Here is a 24,723-nt window from a genome sequence, read left to right on the forward strand (position 1 = left end):
GGCGACAACGCGGAGCGTTGGCAACCGACGACAACGCCGCAGATGGGCGTGCCAGGGGTCGCGACCCCGGCAGGACCCATCGGACAGGCCCTAGCCCGCGTCACGCTCCGACCGCCGTCGTACGGAAACGCGCCGCGTACGCGGACGGCGTCGTCCCCAAGTGGCGGGCGAAGACCCTGCGCAGCGTCTCGTCGCTGCCGAGGCCGCTGCGTTCGGCCGCTTCTGTGACATTGGCGCCGCGTTCGAGGAGCATGCGGGCCGCCTCGAAGCGGAGGGACTCCACGTACGCGGCCGGGGTGGTGCCGAGTTGCTGGTTGAAGAGGCGGGTCAAGTGGCGGGGGCTGACCGCGGCCTTCGCGGCCAGGGCGGCGAGGCGGTGGTCGGCCGCCGGGTCGGCGGCGATCGCGTCCAGGAGCGGGCGGAGCACCGGGTGGCCCGTCGCCGGAGTGCGCGAGGCGGCGGAGAACTGGGACTGCCCGCCCGGCCGTTGCAGGAAGACCACGAGGTCGCGGGCGACCCGGCGGGCGAGGTCGGGGCCGTGGTCCTGCTCGACCAGGGCCAGGCAGACGTCGATGCCCGCGGTGACCCCGGCCGAGGTGAAGACCGGGCCGTCCTGGACGTAGATGGCGTCCGCCGTCACGTCGGTGTCCGGGTACAGCCAGGCGAGCCGCGCCGCATGCTCCCAGTGCGTCGTCGCCCGGCGTCCGTGCAGGAGTCCCGCGGCGGCGAGCGCGAACGCCCCCGTGCACACGGAGGCCAACCGCCCGGCGCCGTCCGCCAGTTGGCCCACCAGCTCGACGAGTTCGGCCCGCCCGTCGAACGTGACGCGTTCTGCGTGGCCCGGCACGATCAGGGTGTCCGTGCGGCGCACATCGGCGGCGGGCAGGTCGGCCGCGATCCGCAGCCCGGTCGATGTCGTGACGTCCTGCCCGTCGGGTGTGCAGACCCGCACCAGGTAGCCGCCTCCGGTGTAGCGGGCGGCGGTGGTGAAGACCTCCAGCGGTGCGGCGACGTCGAGGAGGCGTACGCCGTCGAAGGCGAGGACGTATACGTGGTGGGGCACCTGGTGGGGGCGGGGTCGGTCCGGCTGTTGGGGCACGGGGCCACGGTAGCCGGGGAGCGTGTCCAGATGTGTGGGGTACCTGTCCACAGGGACATGGCCGTGGGGTGTGCGCCGCGAGCAGGCTGGGTCCCACCGGGCGCCACGGCCCACAGGGCCACGCCCACCGCCCGCCGAAGACAGGAGTCACGCCATGAGCACCACCGCCACCTCCACCGCCGCCGGAGTCTCCGTCCCCGACACCAAGCTCGCCGCCGCGGCCACCGAACTGGTGCGGGACACGACGAGCGAGCTGCTCTACCACCACTCCCGCCGCGTCTTCTGGTTCGGCAGCCTGCAGGGCGGGCGACGCGGGCTGAGCTTCGATCCCGAACTGCTCTATATCGGGGCGATGTTCCACGACCTGGGCCTGGGCGAGCGGTTCCACGGCAGCGGCCGCCGCTTCGAGGTGGACGGCGCCGACGAGGCGCGGCGTTTCCTGCGGAGCCACGGCGTCCCCGAGGACGGCATGCGCCGGGTGTGGACGGCCATCGCCCTCCACACGACGCCGGGCGTCCCCGAGTTCATGGAGCCGGAGGTCGCGCTGGTCACCGCAGGCGTCGAGTACGACGTACTGGGCATCGGCTACGACGACCTGACCGCCGAGGACCGTGCCGCGATCACCGCGCTGCACCCGCGCCCCGACTTCAAGCGCCGCATCCTGGAGGCGTTCACCGAGGGCGTCGCACCCAAGCCGGAGACCGCCTTCGGGAATGTGAAGGCCGATGTCCTCGCGCACTTCGTCCCGGGCCACACCCGCGGCGACTTCGTCGAGGTGATCCGGAACTCCCCTTGGGCGGAGTAGTCAGAGCAGGTAGTCGGAGCAGCCGGAAGTGTCAACTCGGGGTTGACGGTCGAAGGATTGTCAACCTACGGTTGACACATGACGCAGCCCTCACACCCCATCCGTCTCGACGACCTGATCGACGCCATCAAGAAGGTCCACACCGACGCCCTCGACCAGCTCACCGACGCCGTCATCGCCGCCGATCACCTCGGCGATGTCGCCGACCATCTCATCGGCCACTTCGTGGACCAGGCCCGGCGCTCGGGCGCCTCCTGGACCGATATCGGCAAGAGCATGGGAGTCACCCGGCAGGCCGCGCAGAAGCGGTTCGTGCCCAAGAATCCCGGCGAGGCGTCGGATCTCGACCCCGGGCAGGGATTCAGCCGCTTCACCGAGCGGGCCAGGAAGGTGGTCATGGCCTCGCAGGAGGAGGCACGGGCCGGCGGCAACGACGAGATCGGCACCGCCCATCTCGTCCTCGGCCTGCTGACCGAAGCGGACGCGCTCGCCGCGAGGGCGATCGTCGCGCAGGGCGTCGACCTCGATGTCGTACGCGAGAGGATCACCGACGCCTTGCCGCCCGCGGTCGGCGAGGTGCCCGACCTCATCCCGTACGACGCGCCCGCGCGGAAGGTCCTCGAACTCACCTTCCGTGAAGCGCTGCGCCTGGGCCACAACTACATCGGTACGGAGCACCTGTTGCTCGCGCTCCTCGAGGCGGAGGACGGGGCGGGCGCGCTCGCGGGCCTCGGCATCGACAAGGCGACCGCCGAGGCGAACATCGTCCAGGCGGTGGAGGCGATCCGTGCCGCCCACGAACAGGTCTGACACATCCGGCATTTCAGGCCCGCGTCTCCCGTTCGGCGGCGGCGAGGACTCGCGCCGCCTCCCGAACGGCCGCCACATTCGCCTTGCCCTGCCGGGAGCCCGCCAGCTTCGCCTTGATGTGGTCGCGTACGAGGATCGGTTCGTAGGCGAGTTCGTCAGCGGCTTGACGCGGTGCAGCGTGGACATCCAGAGAAGTAGCTCCGCACCGCCGGTTCGAAGCCTGAGACCTCGGCGGGCCAGACGTTGAGCCCGTAGTCGTCCTCGGAGAGGGCGAGGCCGGGGAACGAGCGGGCTTCCGTGCCGATGTTGAACGCTTCGAAGAAGCCGTCCACGGCGCCGGTCAGGCCGTCCAGGCCTCCGGGCCGCCGTCCACGACGTACGGAGTAATGTCGATGACGGGTACGGCGAACGGCGCGGAGGGCTCAGTCGTGGACCGGGACATGGGCGACTCCTGTCGTGGGCGTCGGCGTGATGCTACGGGGAGCGGGGACGTCGGCGCCGCGGCGCGCGGCGGCACCCGGGCGCCGTCCCGCGACGATCGGGCTCACCTTCGGGGGCGATGAACCCGACGCCCCGGAGGGCGGGGACACGATCGTCCCGCGACGATCGGGCTCGCCCTCGGGGGGGCGAGGAGCCCTACGCCCCGGAGGCAGGGGACACGATCTATTACGCGGCGCCGGTCCCGCGCCAGTGGTTCAACGACAGCGACCGCCCGGCACGATTTCTCATCACCAGTTCACCGCCCGGATTTTGACGGAGCATCAAGCCGCCTCAGGCGCCGGCGTTTTCCGCCTCCAGCCTGCGCAGCCGTTCGGCGTCGCACACGCGGGGGCACGTTCCGCAGGCGTCGGCGGCCGGGATCGTGTAGTACAGGCAGCAGCCCAGGCGCGTCCGGGTCGGGTGGCGCTCCCCGTCACGGGTCGTCAGGTGCCGGAAGGCGGCGCCGCCGGGGAAGGGCTCGACGGGCCCGGGAAGCAGCGCGTCGACGGCCCGCAGCGACTCCTCCTCCTGGCCGGCCATCCGCCCCAGGTACCAGATCCCGGAGATCAGATCGTCACCCGCCATGCCCCACAACGCCCTTGGCCCGCGCCGCAGTTGAGGGCCGATCGCATCGAGCAGCGGCCGCATGTGGGCGACCACCGCCGCGCGGAGTTCGGTGCGGAGCGACTCCTCGTCCGGCAGCACTCGGACGCCGGGGAGCCCGGCGGCCGGGTCGTCGGAGAAGCAGGCGAAGGAGCCGGGGACGACCTCGAAGGCGCCGGTCGCCAGGTCGACCCGTACGTCATCGGGCCGGATGCGCGGCACGCGACGTTCCAGGTACCACGCGCCGCTCATCAGCAGCGAGACGGACCAGAGATAGCCGTGCAGCGCTCGGGACGCGGCGACGTCCGGCCGTGGCGTGTGGTCGTGGCCCGCGCGGATCCGATCGGCCTCGGCCGCCACGAATGCCGCGAGCGCCCCCGGGTGCTGCGCCAACTCCGCGCCGGTGAGCCACCCTTGACGTGCCGCGGAGTCACGTTTCGCGACCGTGACCGCAAGCGTCTCGCACCGCGCGGCGAGCCGCCGGTAGGTCGCGGCAAGCAGGGCGGCGGGGCTCAGGGCGGTGGCGGTCGGCGCCATCGCCGGGGCCACGGTCAGCGGCACTCGTACTCCTCGCAGGGCAGGGCGATGCAGGCAGGTCGATGCAGGGCAGGTCGATCGGTCGCATACCGGCGGAACAATCCACCGCGACCAAGTAAGGCTTACCTTATTTTCCGTCGCGGTGCCTCATCGTGAACGGCGCGCCGCTACTCTCCGCCGCCCCGCGTGATGCGGCCTTCACAGCGAGTTGACAGCGTTAGGTATACCTAACCTAAACTCTGCCCCCGTGTCCAAGATCGATCGGGCCGCCCCACCAGGCAGCCTCTCCGCACGGCGGATCCCTCTAGCACGGCGGATCCCTCTATTCATCGCCGGATTCGGCGCATTGGTGCTGTGCGCCGCGCTGAGCCTTGCCCTGGGGTCACGCCCCGTGCCGCTGTCCACGGTGGCCGACGCCCTCTTCGGCGACGCCCACGGGCGGGACGCGATCGTGGTCACGGGGCTGCGCCTGCCGCGCACCGTCGTCGCGCTCGCGGTGGGCGCCGCGCTCGGCGTGGCCGGGGCGGTCGCCCAGGGCATCACCCGCAACCCGCTCGCCTCGCCGACCACGCTCGGCATCAACGCGGGTGCGGGCTTCGCGGTGGTCGTGGCCATCTACACCCTCCAGCTCACCCAGCCCATCGAGTACCTGTGGTTCGCCTTCGCCGGAGCCGCCGGTGCCGGGATGCTCGCCTGGCTGCTCGCCCGCCGCGCCGGTGACCTCGACCCGGTGCGGCTCGCCCTCGGCGGTGTGGTCCTGCAGATGGTGCTCCTGTCCTGGACCCAGGCCGTGATGCTGTTCAGCGAACGCACCCTGGACGAGGCGCGCTTCTGGCTCGCGGGATCACTGTCCGGGCGCACCCTCGACGTGCTCTGGCCGGTGCTTCCGACCCTTGTCATCGGTCTGGTCATGGCCCTCGCGATCTCGCCCGCCCTCAACGCCCTCGCCCTGGGCGACGATTCGGCGCATGCGCTCGGCGTGCCGGTGGCCAGGATCCGGGTGATCGGGGGCATCGCGGTCGTGCTGCTCGCCGGTTCGGCGGTCGCGGTCGCCGGGCCCGTCGCCTTCATCGGGCTCGCCGCCCCGCACCTGGTGCGGCTGGCGGTCGGCTCCGACCACCGGCTGCTCGTGCCGGGCTGTCTGATCGCCGGGCCGCTGCTGTTGCTCGCCGCCGATGTGCTCGGCCGGGTCGTCGTGCGCCCCTCCGAGCTGGAGGTCGGCATCGTCAGCGCCTTCCTCGGCGCACCGCTGCTCGCGGTCCTCGCCCGGAAGGTGGCCCGATGACCGTCCTGTCCGTACGTGACGTCAAGGCCGCGCCGACCGGGGCGCGGGCCAGGCAGCGGCGCCGGGTCGGGCTGCTCGCCGTGGTCGGCCTCGCCGTCCTCTTCGTACTCGTCACGCTCGCCCTGACCACCGGGCAGATACCGCTGTCCGCCTCCGTCGCGCTGCGCGGCCTTGTCGGGCTCGGCGACCCCGGCGATGTCCTGGTCGTGCAGGACTTCCGGGCGCCCCGGATGATCGCCGCGGTCATCGCCGGGATCGGGCTCGGGATCGCCGGATCGCTGCTGCAGCGGGTGTTCCGCAATCCGCTCGCCTCCCCCGACGTGATGGGCGTGACCGGCGGCGCCTCCTTCGGCGCCGTCGTGCTGCTCGCCACCGGGGCCTCGCAGACGCTGATCCCGGTGGCCGCGCTCGGCGGCGGTCTCCTTGCGGCGCTGCTGCTCGGGGTGTTCGGCTGGCGCTCGGGGCTCACCGTCACCCGGCTCGTGCTCGTCGGCCTCGCCGTCCAGGCGGGCCTCGCCGCCGCGGTGAACCTCATGGTCGTGCGCTTCCCCGCCGAACTCGCGGGCTCCGCCGTGCAGTGGACCACCGGATCGCTCTACGGGCGGACCTGGACGGAGGTGTGGGCCGCCGGGGGCGCCATGGCGCTCGCGCTCATCGCCGCCTTCGCCCTGCAGCGGCGGCTCGCCGTCCTCGACCTGGGCGACGAGTCTGCGGGCGGACTCGGCCTGAACACGTCCGCCGCGCGGCTCCAACTCCTGATCACCGCCATCGTCCTGGCCTCGCTGGCCGCAGCGCTCACCGGACCCGTGGCGTTCGTCGCGCTCGCGGTGCCGCACCTGGTGCGGTTCGTCGCGGGCCCGCCGACGCCGGGGACGCTCGCCCTCACCGGCCTGGCGGGAGCGATCCTGCTGCTCGCGTCCGACCTGATCGTCCAGCATCTGCTGCCGGTATCCGGGCTTCCGGTCGGTGTGGTCACCGCGACGCTCGGCGCCCCCTGGCTTCTTGTCCTGATGATCCGACAGAGCAGGCCCGTCAACCGGAGTGCCGCATGAGCCCCACCCAGACGTCCGCGCGGACGTCCCCCGCCAACCAGCTCTCCACGCACGGCCTCGACCTGCGGTACGGCGAGAAGGTCGTCGTCGGCGGCCTCGACGTCACCCTGCCCGGTGCCGCGGTCACCGCGATCGTCGGCCCCAACGCCTGCGGCAAGTCCACGCTGCTCAGAGGCCTGACACGGCTGCTCGCCCCCGCCGGCGGCAGTGTCGCCCTGGACGGCGCCGACATCCACCGCATGTCGGCGCGGGCGCTCGCCCGCCGGATGGGCCTGCTGCCGCAGCAGCCGGTCACGCCCGACGCCATCACCGTCGAAGCCCTCGTACGCCTGGGCCGCTACCCCCACCAGACCTTCCTCAGCCCCTGGTCCAAGGCCGACCAGGCCGCGGTGGACGAGGCGTTGGAGCGCACCGGCACCGCCGAGCTGCGCGAACAGAGCGTCGACCGGCTCTCCGGCGGTCAGCGCCAGCGCGCCTGGATCGCCCTCGCGCTGGCCCAGGACACCGAACTGCTGCTCCTCGACGAGCCGACCACTTTCCTCGATCTGCGGCACCAGCTCGACGTACTCGATCTGGTGGCCGATCTGCACGCCGAGGCGGGCCGCACCGTGGTGATGGTGCTGCACGACCTCGGACAGGCCGCCCGGTACGCGGACCATCTGGTCGTCCTCAAGGACGGGCAGCTGGCCGCCGCAGGGGCGCCCGCCGATGTACTCGACGCCGATCTCGTCAAGGACGTGTTCGACGTCGACTGCCGGGTCATCCCCGACCCGGAGACCGGCACCCCGCTGGTCGTGCCGAAGGGCAGAGCCCCCCGCCGCACGACGGGCGATCCGGCCGTCCCCGCCTGATCGCCGCGTCCGTCCCGTCCCAACCTCCGCTCACAGCAAGGGAATCAAACCCTCATGACCACCAGAAGCCTTTCCCGCAGGCTCAGTGCCGTCCTGCTCACCGTCGCCATCGGCACCGGCACGCTCGCCGCGTGCGGCGGCGAATCCGACAAGGACGGCAAGAGCAAGTCGGACTCCGCCGCCGACGCCGGTTTCCCGCGCACCATCAAGCACGCGATGGGCAGCACCGAGATTCCCGCGCGCCCGCAGAAGGTCGTCGTCCTCGACACCGGCGAGCTCGACGACGTCACGCTGCTCGGCATCAAGCCGGTCGGCGCGGTCTCCCCGCACTTCAAGACCGCAGGCGGCTTCCCCTCGTACCTCAAGGACAAGATCGGCGGGGTGAAGGACGTCGGCCCGATGGAGGAGCCGAACCTGGAGCTGATCGCCTCCCTCAAGCCCGACCTGATCCTGTCCTCCAAGGTCCGCCACGAGAAGGTCTACGACAAGCTCAAGGCGATCGCCCCGACCGTCTTCACCGAGACCACGGGTGCCCCCTGGAAGGAGAACCTGAAGGTCCACGCCAAGGCGCTCGGCGAGGAGAAGCAGGCCGACACCGCGATGAAGAGCTACGAGTCGCGCGCCAAGGCCCTGGGCGATTCCATCAAGAAGAAGTACGACGGGAAGATGCCGTCGGCCTCGGTCGTGCGCTTCATCGCGGGCCCGACCCGGCTCTACCAGAAGTCCTCCTACAGCGGCATCGTCCTGAACGACATCGGCCTGACCCGCCCTGCCTCGCAGAACTCGGCCGACCCCGAGAAGCCGATGCTGGACGTCAGCCCCGAGCAGATCGACAAGGCCGAGGCCGACCTGATCTTCGTGACGGTTGCCGACGCACCGGACAAGACCCAGAAGAAGGACGTCACGTCCAACCCCGTCTGGAAGGACCTGAAGGCCGTCAAGCAGGACAAGGTCTTCACCGTGCCGGACGAGACGTGGATGTCGGGCATCGGCGTCCAGGCCGCGGAGCACGTTCTTGAGGACGTGGCGAAGGCGACCGGAGTCGAACTCCCCAAGAAGTAGGACTTTTCACGGGGGCGGCCCTCACAAGGCCGTCCCCGTTCCCCCCTCACGCACCCGCGTTCACACCCGGAAGTGGACTCGCCCATGCGGCTGTACGTCCTTGCCCGCAACCCCACCGACTCGGTCACCGAAGGCTTTCTGCCCGCCGCACGCCGACTCGGCCTCGACGTCACCCTCCTCACCGATCAGCCCGAGTCCCATCGGGCCGGGCACCCGGACCTGGAGATCCTGGAGTGCGACGTACGCGATTTCCGCGCCGTCATCAGCCGGATCTCGACGCACCACACCCCCGACGCGGTCTTCACCAACAGCGACCACCTGCAGACCCAGACCGCCCTGGCCGCCGAGTACTTCGGGCTGCCCGGCAAGGACTGGCGGGCGGCGCTGCGTACCAAGGACAAGGCGCAGATGCGCCGCCATCTCGCCGCCGCGGGCGCCGACGCGGCGTGGTCGGCGGAGCTCGCCGCGGGGCAGGACCCGGCGGGGCTCACCGCGCTCGACGTGCCGTACCCGTGCGTGCTCAAACCCCGTGAGGGTGTGGCGAGCGAGGACGTGGTCCTGGTCGACGGGCCCGATCAGCTCCTGAAGCGGTGCGCGGAGATCCAGGCGAGGCGCCCCGGTGCGGCGCTGGTCGTCGAGGAGTATCTCGCCGGGGAGCTGTGCACCCTGGAGACCCTCGGCGACGGCCGGCTGCGCCATGTCCTTGGCGGCTTCCGCACGGAGCTGTCCCCGCCGCCGTACTTCATCGAGGAGCGGCTCGCCTTCGAACCCGCGCATCCGGAGCCGGTGGTCGCGCAGGTCCTCGCCCAACTGGACGCGCTGGGCGTCGGGTTCGGCGCCTGCCACACGGAGTTCGTGGTGGCGGACGGCCGGGCGCGGCTCATAGAGGTCAACTACCGCGCCATAGGCGACCAGTGCGATCTGCTCCTCGCACAGCTCCTCGGCATCCCGCTCTTCGAGCACATCCTCCGTACGCATCTGGGCGAGCCGCTCCCCGACTCGCTGGGCGCACGGACCGACGGACGGGCACGGCTCGACTACCCCTGTGCCCAACGTGCGGGAACGCTGACGGCGGCCCCGACGGCGGGCGAAGTCACGCTCGATGGCGTGCAGTTGACGTACCGTCCGCTGCGTCGCATCGGCGAGCGGCACGACCTGTACGGCACCAACCGGGACTTCCTCGGCGTCGTGCGTGCCACCGGCACCGACCAGGCGGCGGTGGACCGCGCCGTGGCGGATTTCATCGCCGCACAGCACTGGGAGATCACCCCGTGACGCGCACCACGGACCTGGCGCCTGCCGCCGGGACCGAGACGGACCTCCTGTTACGCGTCCTGAGCACCCTCCTGCGGGAGGACGTCGTGGGGTGGCGCACCCGGAGCGAGCCCGTGCGACGGCCGGACGGCCTGTGGCTGCGACTGCCGGTGCCCGCGCGAGGCGGGGCGGCCGGGGACTCGCGGCCTGCGGTCCCGGGCGGCACGGGCGCGGGGCGGACCGGCTCCGCGGGAGCCATGACGAGCACCGCGTCCCGCCCTGGGCCCAGCGACACCGCCGCCGACCACCACGGCGCTGATGCCGCCGCCGGCACGCCTGGGCCGGCCGAACCCGGTGACGCCCTGCTGATGCCCGTCCGTGAGGATGGCTTTCAGGGGGCGTACGCCGCACGGCTTCCGCTGCTCCAGCGGGAGTCCGATGGCGTCCGACTCGACCACGCGGACAGAATTCTGGCCGCGCTCAGCGACCTCGCCGAGCCCGTCGACCGCGCCGGGTTCGACGCCTTCGCCGAGGAGTGCGGGCAGGCGCTTGACGCCATGCGGCTGCACGCCGGGACACGGGAGGAGATCGACACCCTCCTCACCGACCGGCTCGGCAAGGACCCGGCCACCTGGGCCGGTCTCGGCGCTGGACTCGGATTCGACACGCTGGCGGCGCGAGCCGATCACCCGGTCTATCCGACGTCGCGCGGCCGTTCGGGACTTGACGCCTCCCAACTCCGTGCGTATGCACCCGAGTTCCACCCCCGTTTCGCGCTGCGGCAACTGGCCGTACCGGTGGAGGACGTCACCGTGGGCGGCGGCTCCGGCGCCTGTCTTTCGCCGTTCGCGGCCGGCCCGTCGAACCGCGAGGGGGGCCATTACGTCTTCCCCGTACACCCGTTGACCGTCGGCGACCCCCTGCGGGACGCACTGCGCGAGGCGGGGCTCGACGGGCGGGCCACGCTCCTGGACGGGCCAGGACCCGACGTCGTACCGACCCTGTCGATGCGGACCGTCGCCCTCGCCGCGGACGCCTCGCACCACCTCAAACTGCCGCTCGCCACCGCCACCTTGGGGCTGCGCAACCGGCGCACCATCAAACCGGGCACGCTCGTCGACGGCGCCGCGGGCCAGCGTCTCATCGAGGCCGTCATCGCCCGTGAACCGCGCTTCCAGGGCACCGTCCTGCACGCCGACGAAACGCGTTACGCCCACGCCGGGCATGAACTGCTCGCCGTGCTCCTGCGCCGGTATCCGGCCGGCCTCGACGACGCCGTCGTCGTGCCGATGGCCGCCCTGCTGTGCCCGGCCCCCGGCGGGGACGGCCCACTCCTGATCGACCACCTGGCCGAGCGGTTCTACGGCGGCGATCCGGTCGCCCTGCTCGACTCCGCGCTCACCCTCCTCTTCGACTGGCAGACCACCCTCTTCGCCCACGGCATCGCCCTGGAGTCGCACCAGCAGAACATCTCGCTGGTCCTGGACGAGGAGGCCCCCGGCCGGACTCGCCTTCGGCTGCTGCTCAAGGACAACGACGGGCCACGCATCCACCACGCACGGCTCCGTGACGTCATGGGTGAACAGGCCCCCGACCCAACGGAGTTCGACGACTGGCGGATCTTCGTCGACAGCTACGCGCCCGTGCTCGACCTGTTCACCACCATCACCGTCCATCTCTGCGCGGGCGCCTACGCCTTCGGGCTCGCCCGGCACGGCCGTGCCCCGCTGGAGCTGTTGCTGCGGCTCGTGCGCGACCGGCTGGCAGAGGCGGTCGCGCGGCTCGGCACGGGGCCCGGAGAGCCGGGAGCGCTGCTGCGCGCGAACGTCCTGGATGCTCCGGAGCTGCCCGTCAAGGCGATGGTCACCGCGGGCACCCTGCTCTCCAAGGAGCGCTCCGGGGCCGCCGACATCAACAAGCACTACACGACAGGCCCCAACTACCTCCTGCGGACAGGCATTTCGTGATGGCCACCGCTTCGTCACCGCGAGCGCTCGCGGACGGCCCGGCAGTGGGCTCCCCGTTCGGGCGGCGGCAGGTGCACGCCGTCGCCGCCTGCTACTTCGTGGCGTCGTTCGCCGCGCTCGGGCTCCCACCGTTCCTGACCGAGATCCTGCCGGGGCTCGGTGACGCGACCGCACGCTGGGCAGGACTCCTGTACGTCGTACCGACCGTGTTCGGCGCGCTCGGCGCCCCGCTGTGGGGCCGGGCCGCCGACCGGTTCGGCCGAAAACGGCTGCTGCTGCGGGCCCAACTGGGCCTCGCCGTCTCGTTCCTGCTCGCGGGCTGGGCCGACTCGCTCGGCGCGTTCACCGCGGCGCTGGTCCTCCAAGGCATCCTCGGCGGCACCTTCGCCGCGTCCAACGGCTATCTGGCGGCAGCGTTGAAGGGGTCGAGCCTGTCCAGGGCGCTGACGCTGATGCAGGGCGCGGCGCGGGCGGCCCTTGTCCTCGCGCCGATCGCCGTCGGCTCGCTGACGCCGTGGATCTCGCCGCACCGGCAGTACGCACTGCTCGCCGTCCTGCCGCTGGCCGCCGCCGCGATGCTCGCCCTGCTCCCGGAACCGGGCGCGGAGCCCGCCGAAGCGGCCGTGACGGACCGGCCGGACACCAAAGGACCGCTCACCCCCCTCACCGCGCTCTACGCCTTCGAGTTCGCCTTCGTCTTCTCCACCGTCATCTCCTTCCCCTATCTGATCGCGCTGATCGAGGACCGAATACCCGGCGTATCCCCGGTCGCGTCCGGCGCGCTCTTCGCCCTGCCGCATCTGTGCTACCTGCTGTTCGCGATGCGCGTGCACCAGCTCTTCGAGCGCCGCCCCGGGCCGGGGATCGCCGCCGGGTTCGCCGTGATCGCGCTCGGTCTCGCCGGGCACGGCGCCGCCGATTCGCTGCCCGCCTTCGTCGGCGTGCGGCTGCTGCTCGGCGCCGGGCTCACGCTGGGCCTCGTCAGCCTTTCCGTGCTGGCCGCCGACTGCGCCAAAGGCCGCCCGCCCGGCGGGATGTTCGGCTCGCTCGAGCTCGTCTCCAAAGGAGGCGCGGTCGCCGCCGGACTCGCCGCGGCGGCCGGCAGCAGCCTGTTCGGCCCGTCCGCGCCCGTCCTGACCGGCACCGCGATCGCCCTGGTGGCCCTGATCGCCGCCGTCCTTCCCGCCACGTTCCGCCGCTAGTCCGCATCCGCTGGAGCCGTTGATGTCCTTGCCGACCGGCACGTTCCCCGCCCAGTCCTGGGCGCAGCCCGCCCCGCCTTCCCCGTCCGCCGCCCCGCTCGCCGGTGCCGCCCCCACCGGCCTGCCCAGTGCCGACCAGGCCGTGACGCACACCCTCCTCAACTGTCTGCTGCGGGAGGTCTCGGGCCCCGAGCACCAGACCGCCGTGGTCGACGGCAACCTCCTGCTCAGGCTGCCGCGACGCGGTGTCCTGCTGCGCGTCGCGCTGCGCCGCGCCTCGCTGCTCGGCGCCCACCGCTTCACCGGTCCTGTGACCGAGCAGCGCGACGGCCGCTGGGTTGAGGTGGACTGGCCGCGCCTGGCCGAGTACACACACGCCGAGCTCTTCCTGCGTACGGGCGTGAGCAACGAGGAGTTTCTTCAGCAGATCGCCTCCAGCCACGAGGGGGTCAGCGCCGCCATCGCCGCCGAACGCCCCGCGCCCGCCCCCGCAACGGACCAGGCCCCGGCTTGGCTTGCGGGCTATCTCGCCTCCGAGCGTTCCCTGCTGTTCGGCCACCGCTTCCATCCCACGCCCAAGGCCCGCGGCGGCGACCTGTCCGACTGGGCGGCGTACGCTCCCGAGACCTCGGCCGCCTTCCCGCTGCGCCACCTCGCCGTGCGGGAGCACCTCGTCGCCGAGGAGACCGCGCGGCCGGACGCCGCCGCTCCCCTCGACCGCCTGGGCGACGTGCCTGACGGCTACCGGCTGCTTCCCGTGCACCCCTGGCAGTACGACCTGCTGCGGGACCACCCGGGGCTGCGCGCCGCCCTCGACCGCGCGGACGTCGTCGACCTGGGGACCGGCCGCTCCCCCTTCGCGGCCACCGCTTCGGTGCGCACGCTGTACGACGGTGACACCTTCCTCAAGTTCAGCCTCAACGTCCGCATCACCAACTGCCTGCGCAAGAACGCCAGTTACGAACTGTCAGGTGCCGTCGCGCTCACCCGCGTACTCGAAGGCGCCCTGGACGACCTGGCCGTCCGCTTTCCCGGCAGCGCCGTGCTCCGCGAGCCGGCCTACCGCAGCCTCGCGCTGCCCGGCCCGGACGGGCGCCCCGACCTCGCCCTCCTGGAAGGCTTCGGGGTGATCGTCCGCGAGGGGCTCGCCGGGCGGCTCCTGCCGGGGACGACGCCGCTGCTTGCCGGTGCGGTGGCGGACGAGTATCCGACGGGGCCGGGCCACATCTCCCGCCTCCTCGACGGCGCGGGGCCGGAGCGGGCCCTGCGGTGGTGGGGGACCTACCTGCGGCTCCTGCTGCCGCCCGTGCTCGCCGCGTACTTCGACCACGGTCTGGTGCTCGAACCGCATCTGCAGAACGTCCTCGTCTGTGTTGACGAGGACGGCATGCCCGCCCAGGTGCTCTTCCGCGACCTGGAGGGCACCAAGCTGCTGCCCGAGCTGCACGCGGACACCCTGGCCGCGCTGCCGCCCGAGGTCGCGGGCCCGATGACGTACGACGCGCAGCGCGGCTGGGACCGCGTCGTCTACTGCCTTCTGGTCAACCATGTCGCCGAGCTGCTCGCCGCGCTCGCCGACCTGCACCCGCACACCGAGCCCGCCCTCTGGTCCCAAGTACGCGCCACCCTGCGGGAGTTCGCCGCCGCCCACGGCTGCCCGCCGCGCCTCAGCGCGCTGCTCGCCGGGGTGCCGCTGCCCGCCAAGGCCAATCTGCTCACCCGCTGGGAGCGCAAGGCCGACCGCGACGCGGGCTATGTCCGCCTCACCTCCCCCTTTCCGCTCACCGAGCATGTGCGGGACCTGGGTGCCCGCCCCGACGTCCCCTGGAGCGCCGCCGGATGACCACTCCCCCTTCGGTCGTACGTGACCACGCCCTCTCCCTCGCCGCCGGGGAGCTGCCCGCCTATCTGTACGACCTGTCGGCGCTGAGCACCCATGCCGCCGCCGTGCGCGACGCGCTGCCGTCGCAGGTGGAGCTCTACTACGCCGCCAAGGCCAATCCGGAGCCGGAGGTCCTGGCGGCGCTCTCGCCGTACGTCGACGGCTACGAGGTCTCGTCCGGCGGTGAACTCGCCCATGTCGCCAAGGCGGTGGCCGGGCGCCCGCTGGCCTTCGGTGGTCCCGGCAAGACCCCGGACGAGATCGCGGCGGCACTGGATCTCGGCGTGCGGCGCTTCCATGTGGAGAGCGCGTACGAACTGCGGATGCTCGCCGCGCTGGCCGCCCGTGTGGCCCCGCAGGCCCGCGTCGACGTCCTGCTCCGGTTCAATCTTCCCCTGGACGCCGAGGCGCTCGCGGGCAGTTCACTGGCGATGGGCGGACGGCCCACGCCGTTCGGTCTCGACCCTGCGGAGGCGGACCAGGTGGTGGCTGCCTTCACGGCAGGTCACGCCACCCACCTCCAACTGGTCGGCGTCCATGCCCACTTGGCGAGCGGGCTCGACGCGCCGCAGCAGCTCGCGGTGGCCGGGTCCGTCGTCGCCTGGTCGTCGGCGCTCGCGCGACGGCACGGCATCCGGCTGACGGAGGTCAACGTCGGCGGCGGGATGGGCGTGGACTACGCCGCCCCCGAGGCGCGCTTCGACTGGGCACGGTACGGCAAGGGCCTCGCCGAACTGTGCGCGGCGCACCCCGAGTTGACGCTGCGCATCGAGCCCGGGCGCGCGCTGACCGCGTACTGCGGCTGGTACGCCACCGAGGTCCTGGACGTGAAGCAGAGCCACGGTGAGGAATTCGCCGTGGTGCGCGGGGGCACGCACCACCTGCGCACCCCCGCGGCCAAGGGACACGACCAGCCCTGCACGGTGCTGCCGTCGCACGCGCCGTGGCCGCATCCGTGGCCCCGGTCCGAGGCGCGGCAGGACCGGGTGACGTTCGCGGGCCAGCTGTGCACGCCCAAGGATGTGCTGGCGCGCCGGGTTCCGGCGCCCGGGCTGCGGGCGGGCGACCGGGTGGTGTTCGGCCTCGCGGGTGCCTACGCGTGGAACATCTCGCACCACGACTTCCTCATGCACCCGCGGCCGGGCTTCCACTTCCTCTGAACGCCCGTCCCGCCCGGGCGACTTCAGAACCCCCGGCCCCACCGCACGGTGTTGAGCAACGGTGCTCCGGTGGTCAGCCGCCGCCAGTTGTCCGCGAACAGGTCGAGCACCTGCTGGGTCTCGACGCGTGAGCCGCCCGCGGTGTGCTGGGTGAGGATCACGTTCGGGCAGCTCCACAGGGGGTGCCCGGCGGGGAGCGGCTCCTCGCGGGTGACGTCGAGGACCGCGCCGCCGAGGCGGCCGGAGGCGAGAGCGGCGACCAGTGCGTCCTCGTCGGCGAGCGTGCCGCGGCCCGCGTTCACGAACACCGCACCGGGGCGCAGCAGGCCGATGCGCCGCTCGTCGAAGAGGTCGGCGGTCTCCTCCGTACCCGGAAGGAGACCCACGACGATGTCGAACTCGGGCAGCCGGGCGTCGAGTTTCTCGCGGGTGCGCAGGTCGCCGTCGCCGCGGGCGAAGTGCGACACCGCGCAGCCGAACGGGGCGAGGAGCTCCGCGAGGCGCCGGGCGATGGAACCCCGGCCCAGGATGAGGACGTCGGCGCCGCCGAGCAGACGCAGTCCGGGCCGTACGTCGTGGCGCGCCCAGGTCTCGTCGGCCCGAAGCCCGGCAAGCACGTCGATGCCCCGGTACAGCGCGAGGATGCCGGCGAGGCAGGTCTCGGCGACGGGGTCGGCGAAGAGACCGCCCAAGTTGGTGACGGTCAGGCGCCGTTCGAGGACCGGCCAGTCGAGGCCGAGGTAGCTGTCGATGCCGACCGACGCGAGCTGCAGCCAGCGCAGCCGGGGAGCGGCGGCCACCCACTCCGGGCGGGGGTTGCCGAGGGCGATGTGGGAGACGGCGAGGGCCCGCGCGTCATCGGGAGAGTCGGAGTCCGCTTCGGCGAACCACACCGGTCCCGGTACGCCGGCACGAAGCTGTTCCTTTTCGGCGCCGTCGAGCGGCAACTCGACGTACAGGGCGGCGTCCTGCGGCAGTCGGGGAAGCAGGTCAGGCCTCTCCGAATCCGGCGTCGCGAGGTGCTGTGAAACGTCTGGTGCACGACCCATTCCTGAGACCCCCGTGGTAAGGAAAGCGCTGGTGAACGCGCGTTCACCGAACCTAGGGCTTCCCCTCCGGGGCGGTCAACCGGGGTCTACGGCTTGCCCGCTCCCTCACCTACCCTAGGGTAACTAGGCACGCCTTTGTGCGTGTTGGCGGCCTCAGGCGCTTCGGGTCTGACGGCGGTAGCCGCCGGGGGCCAGGCCGTACTCGCGCTTGAAGGCCTTGGCGAACGCGAAATCCGAGCCGTAGCCGGCTTGCGTGGCGACAGCCATCAGCGGGATGTCGGACTCGCGCAGGAGTCGGGCCGCGGTCGTCATGCGCCAGCGGGTCAGATACGCCATGGGCGGCTCGCCGACCAGCGCCGCGAACCGCCGGGCGAAGGCCGCCCGCGAGAGGCCCGCCCGTTCGGCCAGCGACTCCACGGTCCACTGGGCCGAGGGATCCGCATGGATGGCCGAGAGCGCCGGGGCGACCGCCGAGTCGCCGAGCGCCGCGGCCCAGCCCCGCGCGGCCGCCGGGGGCTGATCTTCCATCCAGGCGCGCAGGATGTAGAGCAGCAGCGAGTCGATCAGCGCGGGGACGATACCGGCCGAGCCGATGCGTGGGTTCTCCAGCTCCATTCCGAGCAGTTGAACCGCGGCGCTCAGCTCCGGGTGGCGGCCGTGCCCCGTCCGGAGATGGATCACCTCGGGCAGCTGCCGCACGAGCGGGTGCGGCCGCCCCTGGTCCAAGTGGTAGCTGCCGCACAGCAGACTGGTCAGCGCGCCGTCGCCGCCCAGCTTCAGGGTGCCCACCGGCGATCCGGGGCGGAACTGTTCGGGCCGCTCCTCCTCGGCCGGTGTGGACGGATGGTCGGCGAGGATGTGGCCGCGGCCGCTGCGCAGGAAGACCACATCCCCCGGGCTCAGGGCGATCGGCTCCACACGGGGCGGCGCACCCTCGCCCAGAGGGACAAGCCAGCACGTCCCGTACAGCACCACATGGAAGCTCGCCCCGGCGACGGACGGCAGCCGAAGCCCCCAGGGGGCGCGGCCGTCGGTGCGCACGGACGACGGCAGCCCCGTCCGCATCGAACTCAGCGCCTCGGTCAGGATGTCCACGCCCTCACCCTAGGGTGAGCACGATCTTGCCCTGCACCCGCCCGGAGCCGACCACTTCATGGGCCTTGCCCGCCTCTTCGAGCGGGAACGTCTCCTGCACATGGGGCCGGATCCGGCCCTCGTCGATCAGCGCGGCGATCGACTCGAGGGAGGCGTAGTCGGGCTCGACCATCACACCCGCGAAGTGCCGTCCCGCCGCCTCGACTTCGGCCGCCAGCTCCTTGTCCCCGTGCTCCATGATGCTCACCAGCGTGCCGCCCGGCCGCAGCACGCTCAGCGAACGCTTGCCCTCCGAACTCGAGTCGAAGACGATGTCGAGATCACGCACCGCTTCCGTGAAGTCGGTGACCCGGTAGTCGATCACCTCGTCCGCGCCGAGGTCCCGCAGGAACGCGTGCCGCGGCTCGCTCGCCAACGCGATCACGTGCGCGCCCCGCGCCTTGGCGATCTGCACCGCGAAGTGCCCGACTCCCCCGGCGGCGCGGTGGATCAGCACCCGGTCGCCGGCCTTCACGCGCGCCGCGTCCACCAGACCCTGCCAAGCCGTCAGCGCGGCCAACGGCACGGCTGCCGCCCGCACATGGTCGACCGAGGCGGGCTTACGGGCGACCTGCCGCGAGGGCGCGGCGACGTACTCGGCATAGCCGGTCGCGGCACGCGGGAAGAACGGCATCCCGAACACCTCGTCGCCCACCTTGAAGCGGGCTCCGGGACCGACCTCCTCCACCACTCCCGAGATGTCCCAGCCCACGCCGAAAGTCGGCTCGCCGAGGATCGGATAGGCCCCCGACCTGACGCCGACGTCCACGGGGTTCACACCGCTTGCCCGTACGCGGATGAGCACCTCCCCACCGAGCGGCTCGGGCCGGTCGATGTCGACGGTCTCCAGGACCTCGGGGCCACCAAAGGAATGCTGGACAACTGCACGCACGGGAACTCTCCCTTGTCGCTCGGGGGTTGATGCCCTCAACGTTAGGGAGATCGAACGAGCGGCGTAATGGTCCACTGTCTTGGAAACATGTCCCATCGTCTTGACCAGGGTTGCTCTCGGCCTCGGCGGGCTGCTCGCGGGAAGCGCCCTAGCCGGTGAGGTTGAGCGTGAAGTTCTCACCAGCACCGGTTGAACGCCTGGTCCGGAACCTGCGTGACGTGCGGGGGGTCAATGCCGTCGCATCACCGGGCCCGGGGCGCCCCACGCCTCAGGCATGCGCCGTGCGGGGGCGCTCGATGGCGATCATGGCGGCGTCGTCGCCAAGGCGTCCGCCGACGTGGTGCAGCAGGTCATGCCGGAGGCGGCGGAGGAACGTCTCGGGGTCGGTCTCGGTCAAGGCCGCGATGCGCTCGGTGAGCGGATAGAAGGTGCCGCTGGAGTCGCGGGCCTCGCTGACGCCGTCGGTGTACAGCAGCAGGAGGTCGCCTTCCTCGAACGTGAACGTGTCGACGCGATAGCCCCCGCGCACCAGCTCGCCCAGGCCCAGCGGAGGCGCGGGCCGAGCGGCGTCCAACGTCATGGCGCGGCCGTCGCGCAGCACGACCGGCGGCGGATGCCCGCAGTCGATCATGCCGATCCTGCTGTCGCGGTCGGGAATCTCCAGGACGGCGGCGGTGATGAAGGTTTCCTCGGCCTCGTCCGTCTCACCGGGTTCGGCCAGGTCCGCGGCCACGTCCCAGCGCACGCTCGCGTCGAGGAAGGTCACCAGTTCCGTCAGGCTCGCCTGGCGGTGGGCGGCGGCCCGGAACGCGCCGAGCAGCAGGGCGGCGTCGTCGACCGCGGTCATGCCTTTGCCCCGCACGTCGCCGACGATCAGCCGGGTTCCGGAGCCGGTTCGGACGGCCGCATACAGGTCACCGCCGATCTGCGCCTCGGCCTCGGCGGCGAGGTACAGGGAGGCGACGCGCAGCGGTCCGATCTCCTTGGGCAGGGGCCGCAGGACGACGCGCTGGGCCGTCTCGGCCACGTACCGCACCTGTGTCATCTCGCGGGCGCGGCGCTCCCGCACCACGCAGAAGACCACGAGGCTCGATCCGACCAGGATGAGGGCGATGATCTGCGCCTGGTGGTTCGCCGAGAACAGCTCGTCACGGTCGCGGATGACCGCGATGACCGCCTGGGCAAGCACCGCGAGCGTGGCGACCAGACCCGTCATCCAGGGGCCGCCGAACGAGGCGGTGATCGCCGGGGCCGCGACCAGCAGAGGACCCAGATGAATGTCGGGCGGCGCAAGGACGTCGACCACGGCGACCGCCACGATCAGCGCGATCGGGATGGCCACCATCGCACGACCCGCTCGCGCCGACCCACGGAGTCCTAGGAGGCGCTGCGACACACCTCATCTCTACACCTCTCCCACCCCGCACGCACAAGCAGGCAAGGGGCCCAGAAGCCGCCCCGACCCCCGTCATGCTCCCGTGGTCGAACCGGGCCTGATGATCATGAGGACGGTGACCGTCGCCCAGAGCAGGTTGAAGATGCCGGTGTACATGGCGAGCTGCGTGCTGGTCCGTTCGCCGAGGACCACCGTTCCGGTCCTGTCGGCCACTTCGCCGCCCTCGCCGGCCACCGCGTCGGTCAGCTCTCCGCTCACCGCTGCCAGCGCCGCGTCCTGGCGCGGCAGCACAAGGACGATGAGCACCACCGCGGCGATGCCCGTCAAGGCGATCGAGGCGATCAGCCAGGCGCTGCCGAGTACGTTCAGGCTGCTCGCGGTCGCGAACCCGGTGACGGGGACGGCGGCGCCGATGAGCGCGTACACGCCGCAGATGCGGTTGAGGGTGCGGAGCGTGGCGATCGCCGCCGGGTCCTGCGGGTCGGCCTGGGCCCGCCGCAGGGCCGCGGGGAACATGCTGGCGGCGACGGTGACCGGGCCGATGGCGATGATCGCGGCCAGCACATGGAGGGTCAGGAAGAGCTTGGTCACAGCGAGGGCCTCGGGATTCGGAACGCGGCGAAGGGCGGCTTGCGCAGGTCTCGTACGGGCTCCCGGTCGGGGCCCAGCGGCGAGACTAGCCCGCACCCGTGCCCGTCGACAGTGGCATTACTGACAGGCTTCGCATGAATCCCGCCATCCACTCCTGGGCCAGGTCACAGCGTAAAGGAGGCGGTCTTTCCGTTTTCGTGAGCTTGGCGGGATCCTGGCCATGTCGTACGTTGCCGCCATGCACACCGTGGCCGTCCTGGCGCTGGACAGTGTGATCCCCTTCGACCTGTCCACCCCGATCGAGGTGTTCGGCCGTACCCGGCTGCCGGGCGGCCGCCCCGGATACCGGGTGCGGATCTGCGCCGCCGCGCCGCGCGTCGACGCCGGGCTCTTCACGCTGCAGGCGCCCTGGGGTCTGGACGGGCTCGCCGACGCGGACACGATCATCGTGCCGGGCGTCGCCGACGTCTCCCGGCCGGTCCCGGACGCGGTGCTCGACGCACTGCGGGCGGCGGCCGGTGACGGGACGCGGATCGCTTCCATCTGCGTAGGCACGTTCACGCTCGCCGCGGCCGGGCTCCTCAGCGGTCTGCGCGCCACCACGCACTGGGCGGCCGCGGGGCAACTGGCCGACGCGTACCCGGACATCGATGTCGACCCTGATGTCCTCTACGTCGACAACGGGCAGATCCTGACCTCGGCCGGTGCCGCCGCCGGCCTCGATCTGTGCCTGCATCTGATCCGCCGCGACTACGGCTCCGCCGTCGCCGCCGACGCGGCACGGCTCTCCGTGATGCCCCTGGAACGTGAGGGCGGCCAGGCCCAGTTCATCGTCGCCGAACAGCCGCCGACACCGCGCGGAGCGACGCTGGAACCGCTGCTGCGCTGGCTGGAGGAGAACGCCGCGCGCGAGCTCACCCTGGAGGACATCGCCGCCCGGGCGGGCATGAGCTCGCGCACGCTGCTGCGCCGCTTCCGCGAGCAGACCAGCAGTACGCCCCTGCAGTGGCTGCACCGAGCGCGGGTGCGCCAGGCCCAGCATCTCCTCGAGACCACGGGGCACTCGGTGGAACGCATCGCCGTCCAGGTCGGCTTCGGCTCCCCCACCGCCTTCCGCGACCGCTTCAAACGAGTGGCCGGCGTCAGCCCGCAGGCCTACCGCAGAGCCTTTCAGTGACTCGGGCCGAGCGCCCGCAACCTGCGGATCGATCGGCCCGCGAGCACACTGGAGGGAAAGCGGGCCACTGCTCCGCTGCGGAGATTGCGAGGCTGACTCGTGCATTCCTCTGATCTGACCCCCGAAGCCCTGGCCGCTCTGAGCCGGCCGCGCCCGTACCCCGCGATCACGTTGGTGATGCCGACCGATCCGGATTTCCGCTTCAACGACAAGGACCGGATCCTGCTGCGCGACCTTGTCACCGAGGCGAAGCGACGGCTCGACGACGACCCCGACGTGGAGCGGGACGTGCGGATGGAGCTGCGGAACCGCTTGCTCGATCCCACGGTCATCGAGCATGCGGCGGATGCGCTGCACGCCGACGACGCCATGGTGGTCTATGTGGCGGCGCAGGAGCCCGTCCAGGTGTGGCGGATGACGTCGCTTGCCGCCGTGGAACCGCGGGTGGAGTTCGCCACGAGGTTCCTGACGCGGTATCTGGTGGCCGCCGAGCAGCGGTCCCGGCCGTATCTGGTCCTCGTACTCGATCAGGAGATGTGCCGGCTGTTCCGCGGCTCGGTGCGACGTCTGGACGAAGTGAAGGAGGACGGGTGGCCGGACGTGCCGCAGATCCCGTCGCCCGAGGACGCGGTTCCCGGCTCGATCCCCCACTCGGCGCCGTACGAGGGGCATGAGGAGCGGGTCGAGCAGTACTTGCGGACCGTCGCCAAACGGCTGGAGGTGACCCGCAAGGAGCACGAGGGTCTGCCTCTGTTCGTCATCGGCGGTGACAAGATCCTCGCGCTGTTCAAGGGCCTCACAGGACATGAGAACCACATCGCGGGGACGTTGCCGCTGACCGGCATGGACAAGGACTCGGCGCAGGACCTGGCGAAGCGGCTGCAGCCGACGCTTGCCGATCACCACGCCCAGCAGGTCGCCGAAGCCGTTGCCGAGTTGGACGAATCGCGCGGGCACGGCAAGTACGTCGGTGGTGCGCCGGAGGTGTGGACCGCCGTCGCCGACAAGCGGGTGCGCCGGCTGCTGGTGGAAGAGGGTCTTGTCCTTGCGGGCCGGATCACCGACGACGGCCGGGCACTGGAGGTCGCCCAGGTGTCGAGGCCGGTGACCTTGCCGAACCCGAAACCGGACGCCGAGCCGCCGGCCCACGCCATCGGTGTGGCCACCGACATCGTCGAGCAACTCGTCGCCGCGGCGACCAGCGCGGACTCGCTCGTCATGTTCGTCCCTGACGGCACGCTGCGCGAGGCCGGCGGCGTGGCTGCTGTCCTGCGGTACTGACGGTCCTGCGGAGAGGTTCACACGGTGCGGCGGTAGCCATGACCGACAGTGAACTCGCCGCCCGCATCGCGCAGTTGATGCCCCGCGCGCAGAGCGACCTGGCCGAACTCGTCGCCATCCCATCGGTCGCCGACGCACGGCAGTACCCGCCCGCGGAGTGCCAGAAGGCCGCCCAATGGGTCGCCGATGCCTTCACCGATGCCGGGCTGCGGGATGTGCACCTGGCCGAGACCCCGGACGGCAGCCACGCCGTCATCGGCCCCGTTCACGCTCACCGAACGTGACGGCCGCTGGTACGGGCGCGGCGCGGCGGACTGCAAGGGCAACATCGTCATGCACCTCACCGCGCTGCGGGCGCTCGGCGACGAGATACCGGTGGGGATCAAGTTCGTCGCCGAAGGGTCCGAGGAGCAGGGCACCGGCGGCCTGGAGAAGTACGTCGCCCAGCATGCGGAGCAGTTCCTCGCCGACGCACTCCTTGTGTGCGACACCGGCAATGCCGCCGTCGGCGATCCGGCCGCCACCGTCTCCACGCGCGGGCTCGCCCATGTCGTCGTGACCGTCTCCACGCTCGCCCGGGATGTGCACTCCGGGATGTTCGGCGGCCCGGCCCCCGACGCCCTCGCGGCCCTGATCCGCACCTTGGACTCGCTGCGCGACGACGACGACGGCGGCACCTTCATCAAGGGCCTGCCCAACGACGGAACCTGGACGGGTGCCCCCTACGACGAGCAGACCTTCCGCACCGATGCGGGCGTCGTCGACGGCGTCTCGCTCACCGGCACCGGCAGCGTCTCCGACCGCCTGTGGGCCCGCCCCGCCGTCACTGTGCTCGGCATTGACTGCCCGCCCGTGATCGGCTCGGCCGCCGCGGTGCCGGCCACTGCCCGCGCCCGGGTGAGCCTGTGAGGCGTACGGCAGGCCCATGACCCACCTCGGCCAGGGCGGCTCCATCCCGCTGTGCAATGTGCTCGCCCGCACGTATCCACGCGCCGAGATCATCCTCATGGGTGTCGAGGAGCCGCGCTGCCGGATCCACGCACCCGACGAGAGCGTGGACCCGCGCGAGATCGAGCGCATGGCGCACGTCGAGGCGCTCTTCCTGCGCGCGTACGCGGCCGGGGGCACCCGCAACCGCTGACACCGGGGGGTGT

Annotated in this window: 21 protein-coding genes and 1 pseudogene; 14 read left to right on the forward strand and 8 right to left on the reverse strand. The window is 71.9% G+C overall.

What is annotated here, in order from left to right; all coding sequences use genetic code 11:
• Nucleotides 1–100: 100 nt before the first annotated feature.
• Nucleotides 101–1,099, reverse strand: coding sequence for a DJ-1/PfpI family protein (locus AB0O76_RS41665; protein WP_365502543.1), 999 nt, complete (start codon nt 1,097–1,099; stop codon nt 101–103).
• Between the two features lie 154 nt (nt 1,100–1,253).
• On the opposite strand from AB0O76_RS41665, the gene AB0O76_RS41670 reads away from it, so the two are divergent.
• On the forward strand, nt 1,254–1,904 hold the full coding sequence (locus AB0O76_RS41670; RefSeq protein ID WP_365502545.1) for an HD domain-containing protein: 651 nt from the start codon (nt 1,254–1,256) through the stop codon (nt 1,902–1,904).
• Between the two features lie 78 nt (nt 1,905–1,982).
• On the forward strand, nt 1,983–2,714 hold the full coding sequence (locus tag AB0O76_RS41675; RefSeq protein ID WP_365502547.1) for a Clp protease N-terminal domain-containing protein: 732 nt from the start codon (nt 1,983–1,985) through the stop codon (nt 2,712–2,714).
• A gap of 155 nt (nt 2,715–2,869) precedes the next feature.
• On the opposite strand, the gene AB0O76_RS41680 is transcribed toward AB0O76_RS41675, so the two are convergent.
• Together AB0O76_RS41680 and AB0O76_RS41685 are read right to left on the reverse strand one after the other, a co-directional pair.
• Complete coding sequence (locus tag AB0O76_RS41680; protein WP_365502549.1) at nt 2,870–3,046, reverse strand: hypothetical protein; 177 nt, start codon at nt 3,044–3,046, stop codon at nt 2,870–2,872.
• 439 nt (nt 3,047–3,485) lie between these two features.
• Nucleotides 3,486–4,352 carry a (2Fe-2S)-binding protein gene (locus AB0O76_RS41685; protein WP_365502625.1) on the reverse strand — a complete coding sequence of 289 codons (867 nt, stop codon included), beginning with the start codon at nt 4,350–4,352 and terminating at the stop codon, nt 3,486–3,488.
• Nucleotides 4,353–4,650: 298 nt separating this feature from the next.
• Here AB0O76_RS41685 and AB0O76_RS41690 point away from each other — a divergent pair, with 298 nt between their 5' ends.
• The 9 genes from AB0O76_RS41690 (at nt 4,651) to AB0O76_RS41730 (ending at nt 16,049) form a co-directional block, all read left to right on the forward strand.
• Entirely contained in the window at nt 4,651–5,619 is a 969-nt protein-coding gene (locus AB0O76_RS41690) for an iron ABC transporter permease (protein WP_365502627.1), read from the forward strand.
• Nucleotides 5,616–6,671, forward strand: a complete 1,056-nt coding sequence (locus AB0O76_RS41695; protein WP_365502551.1) for an iron ABC transporter permease — start codon at nt 5,616–5,618, stop codon at nt 6,669–6,671. The genes AB0O76_RS41690 and AB0O76_RS41695 overlap by 4 nt, the downstream gene beginning before the upstream one ends.
• Nucleotides 6,668–7,522, forward strand: coding sequence for an ABC transporter ATP-binding protein (locus AB0O76_RS41700; protein WP_365502553.1), 855 nt, complete (start codon nt 6,668–6,670; stop codon nt 7,520–7,522). Before AB0O76_RS41695 ends, AB0O76_RS41700 begins: the two co-directional genes overlap by 4 nt.
• Nucleotides 7,523–7,576: 54 nt before the next feature.
• Nucleotides 7,577–8,584 (forward strand): iron-siderophore ABC transporter substrate-binding protein, encoded by a 1,008-nt coding sequence (locus AB0O76_RS41705; protein WP_365502555.1) that lies wholly within the window; start codon nt 7,577–7,579, stop codon nt 8,582–8,584.
• A gap of 84 nt (nt 8,585–8,668) precedes the next feature.
• Nucleotides 8,669–9,859 (forward strand): ATP-grasp domain-containing protein, encoded by a 1,191-nt coding sequence (locus tag AB0O76_RS41710; RefSeq protein WP_365502629.1) that lies wholly within the window; start codon nt 8,669–8,671, stop codon nt 9,857–9,859.
• Nucleotides 9,856–11,805 (forward strand): IucA/IucC family siderophore biosynthesis protein, encoded by a 1,950-nt coding sequence (locus tag AB0O76_RS41715; RefSeq protein ID WP_365502557.1) that lies wholly within the window; start codon nt 9,856–9,858, stop codon nt 11,803–11,805. The genes AB0O76_RS41710 and AB0O76_RS41715 overlap by 4 nt, the downstream gene beginning before the upstream one ends.
• Nucleotides 11,805–13,007 carry an MFS transporter gene (locus AB0O76_RS41720; RefSeq protein WP_365502559.1) on the forward strand — a complete coding sequence of 401 codons (1,203 nt, stop codon included), beginning with the start codon at nt 11,805–11,807 and terminating at the stop codon, nt 13,005–13,007. Before AB0O76_RS41715 ends, AB0O76_RS41720 begins: the two co-directional genes overlap by 1 nt.
• Before the next feature lie 22 nt (nt 13,008–13,029).
• Complete coding sequence (locus AB0O76_RS41725) at nt 13,030–14,850, forward strand: IucA/IucC family protein (RefSeq protein ID WP_365502561.1); 1,821 nt, start codon at nt 13,030–13,032, stop codon at nt 14,848–14,850.
• Nucleotides 14,847–16,049, forward strand: coding sequence for a type III PLP-dependent enzyme (locus AB0O76_RS41730; RefSeq protein WP_365502563.1), 1,203 nt, complete (start codon nt 14,847–14,849; stop codon nt 16,047–16,049). The genes AB0O76_RS41725 and AB0O76_RS41730 overlap by 4 nt, the downstream gene beginning before the upstream one ends.
• A gap of 23 nt (nt 16,050–16,072) precedes the next feature.
• On the opposite strand, the gene AB0O76_RS41735 is transcribed toward AB0O76_RS41730, so the two are convergent.
• The 5 genes from AB0O76_RS41735 to AB0O76_RS41755 all read right to left on the reverse strand — a co-directional run bounded on the left by AB0O76_RS41735 (nt 16,073) and on the right by AB0O76_RS41755 (nt 21,111).
• A complete protein-coding gene (locus tag AB0O76_RS41735) occupies nt 16,073–17,098 on the reverse strand; it encodes a D-2-hydroxyacid dehydrogenase (protein ID WP_365502565.1) in 1,026 nt (341 codons plus the stop codon).
• Nucleotides 17,099–17,251: 153 nt separating this feature from the next.
• On the reverse strand, nt 17,252–18,193 hold the full coding sequence (locus AB0O76_RS41740) for an AraC family transcriptional regulator (protein WP_365502567.1): 942 nt from the start codon (nt 18,191–18,193) through the stop codon (nt 17,252–17,254).
• A gap of 4 nt (nt 18,194–18,197) precedes the next feature.
• The gene (locus AB0O76_RS41745) at nt 18,198–19,124 is read right to left on the reverse strand and encodes an NADP-dependent oxidoreductase (protein ID WP_365502569.1); all 927 of its coding nucleotides are present in this window, start codon (nt 19,122–19,124) and stop codon (nt 18,198–18,200) included.
• 268 nt (nt 19,125–19,392) lie between these two features.
• On the reverse strand, nt 19,393–20,469 hold the full coding sequence (locus tag AB0O76_RS41750) for a PP2C family protein-serine/threonine phosphatase (protein WP_365502571.1): 1,077 nt from the start codon (nt 20,467–20,469) through the stop codon (nt 19,393–19,395).
• A gap of 123 nt (nt 20,470–20,592) precedes the next feature.
• Nucleotides 20,593–21,111 (reverse strand): hypothetical protein, encoded by a 519-nt coding sequence (locus AB0O76_RS41755; RefSeq protein ID WP_365502573.1) that lies wholly within the window; start codon nt 21,109–21,111, stop codon nt 20,593–20,595.
• Nucleotides 21,112–21,349: 238 nt separating this feature from the next.
• Here AB0O76_RS41755 and AB0O76_RS41760 point away from each other — a divergent pair, with 238 nt between their 5' ends.
• The 3 genes and pseudogenes from AB0O76_RS41760 (at nt 21,350) to AB0O76_RS41770 (ending at nt 24,710) form a co-directional block, all read left to right on the forward strand.
• Complete coding sequence (locus AB0O76_RS41760) at nt 21,350–22,288, forward strand: helix-turn-helix domain-containing protein (protein ID WP_365502575.1); 939 nt, start codon at nt 21,350–21,352, stop codon at nt 22,286–22,288.
• Nucleotides 22,289–22,465: 177 nt separating this feature from the next.
• A complete protein-coding gene (locus tag AB0O76_RS41765; protein ID WP_365502577.1) occupies nt 22,466–23,569 on the forward strand; it encodes a hypothetical protein in 1,104 nt (367 codons plus the stop codon).
• 38 nt (nt 23,570–23,607) lie between these two features.
• Nucleotides 23,608–24,710, forward strand: a pseudogene (locus AB0O76_RS41770) (M20/M25/M40 family metallo-hydrolase).
• The last annotated feature ends 13 nt before the right edge of the window (nt 24,711–24,723 follow it).

The sequence above is a fragment of the Streptomyces sp. NPDC086554 genome (assembly GCF_040686095.1).
Taxonomy (GTDB): Bacteria; Actinomycetota; Actinomycetes; order Streptomycetales; family Streptomycetaceae; genus Streptomyces.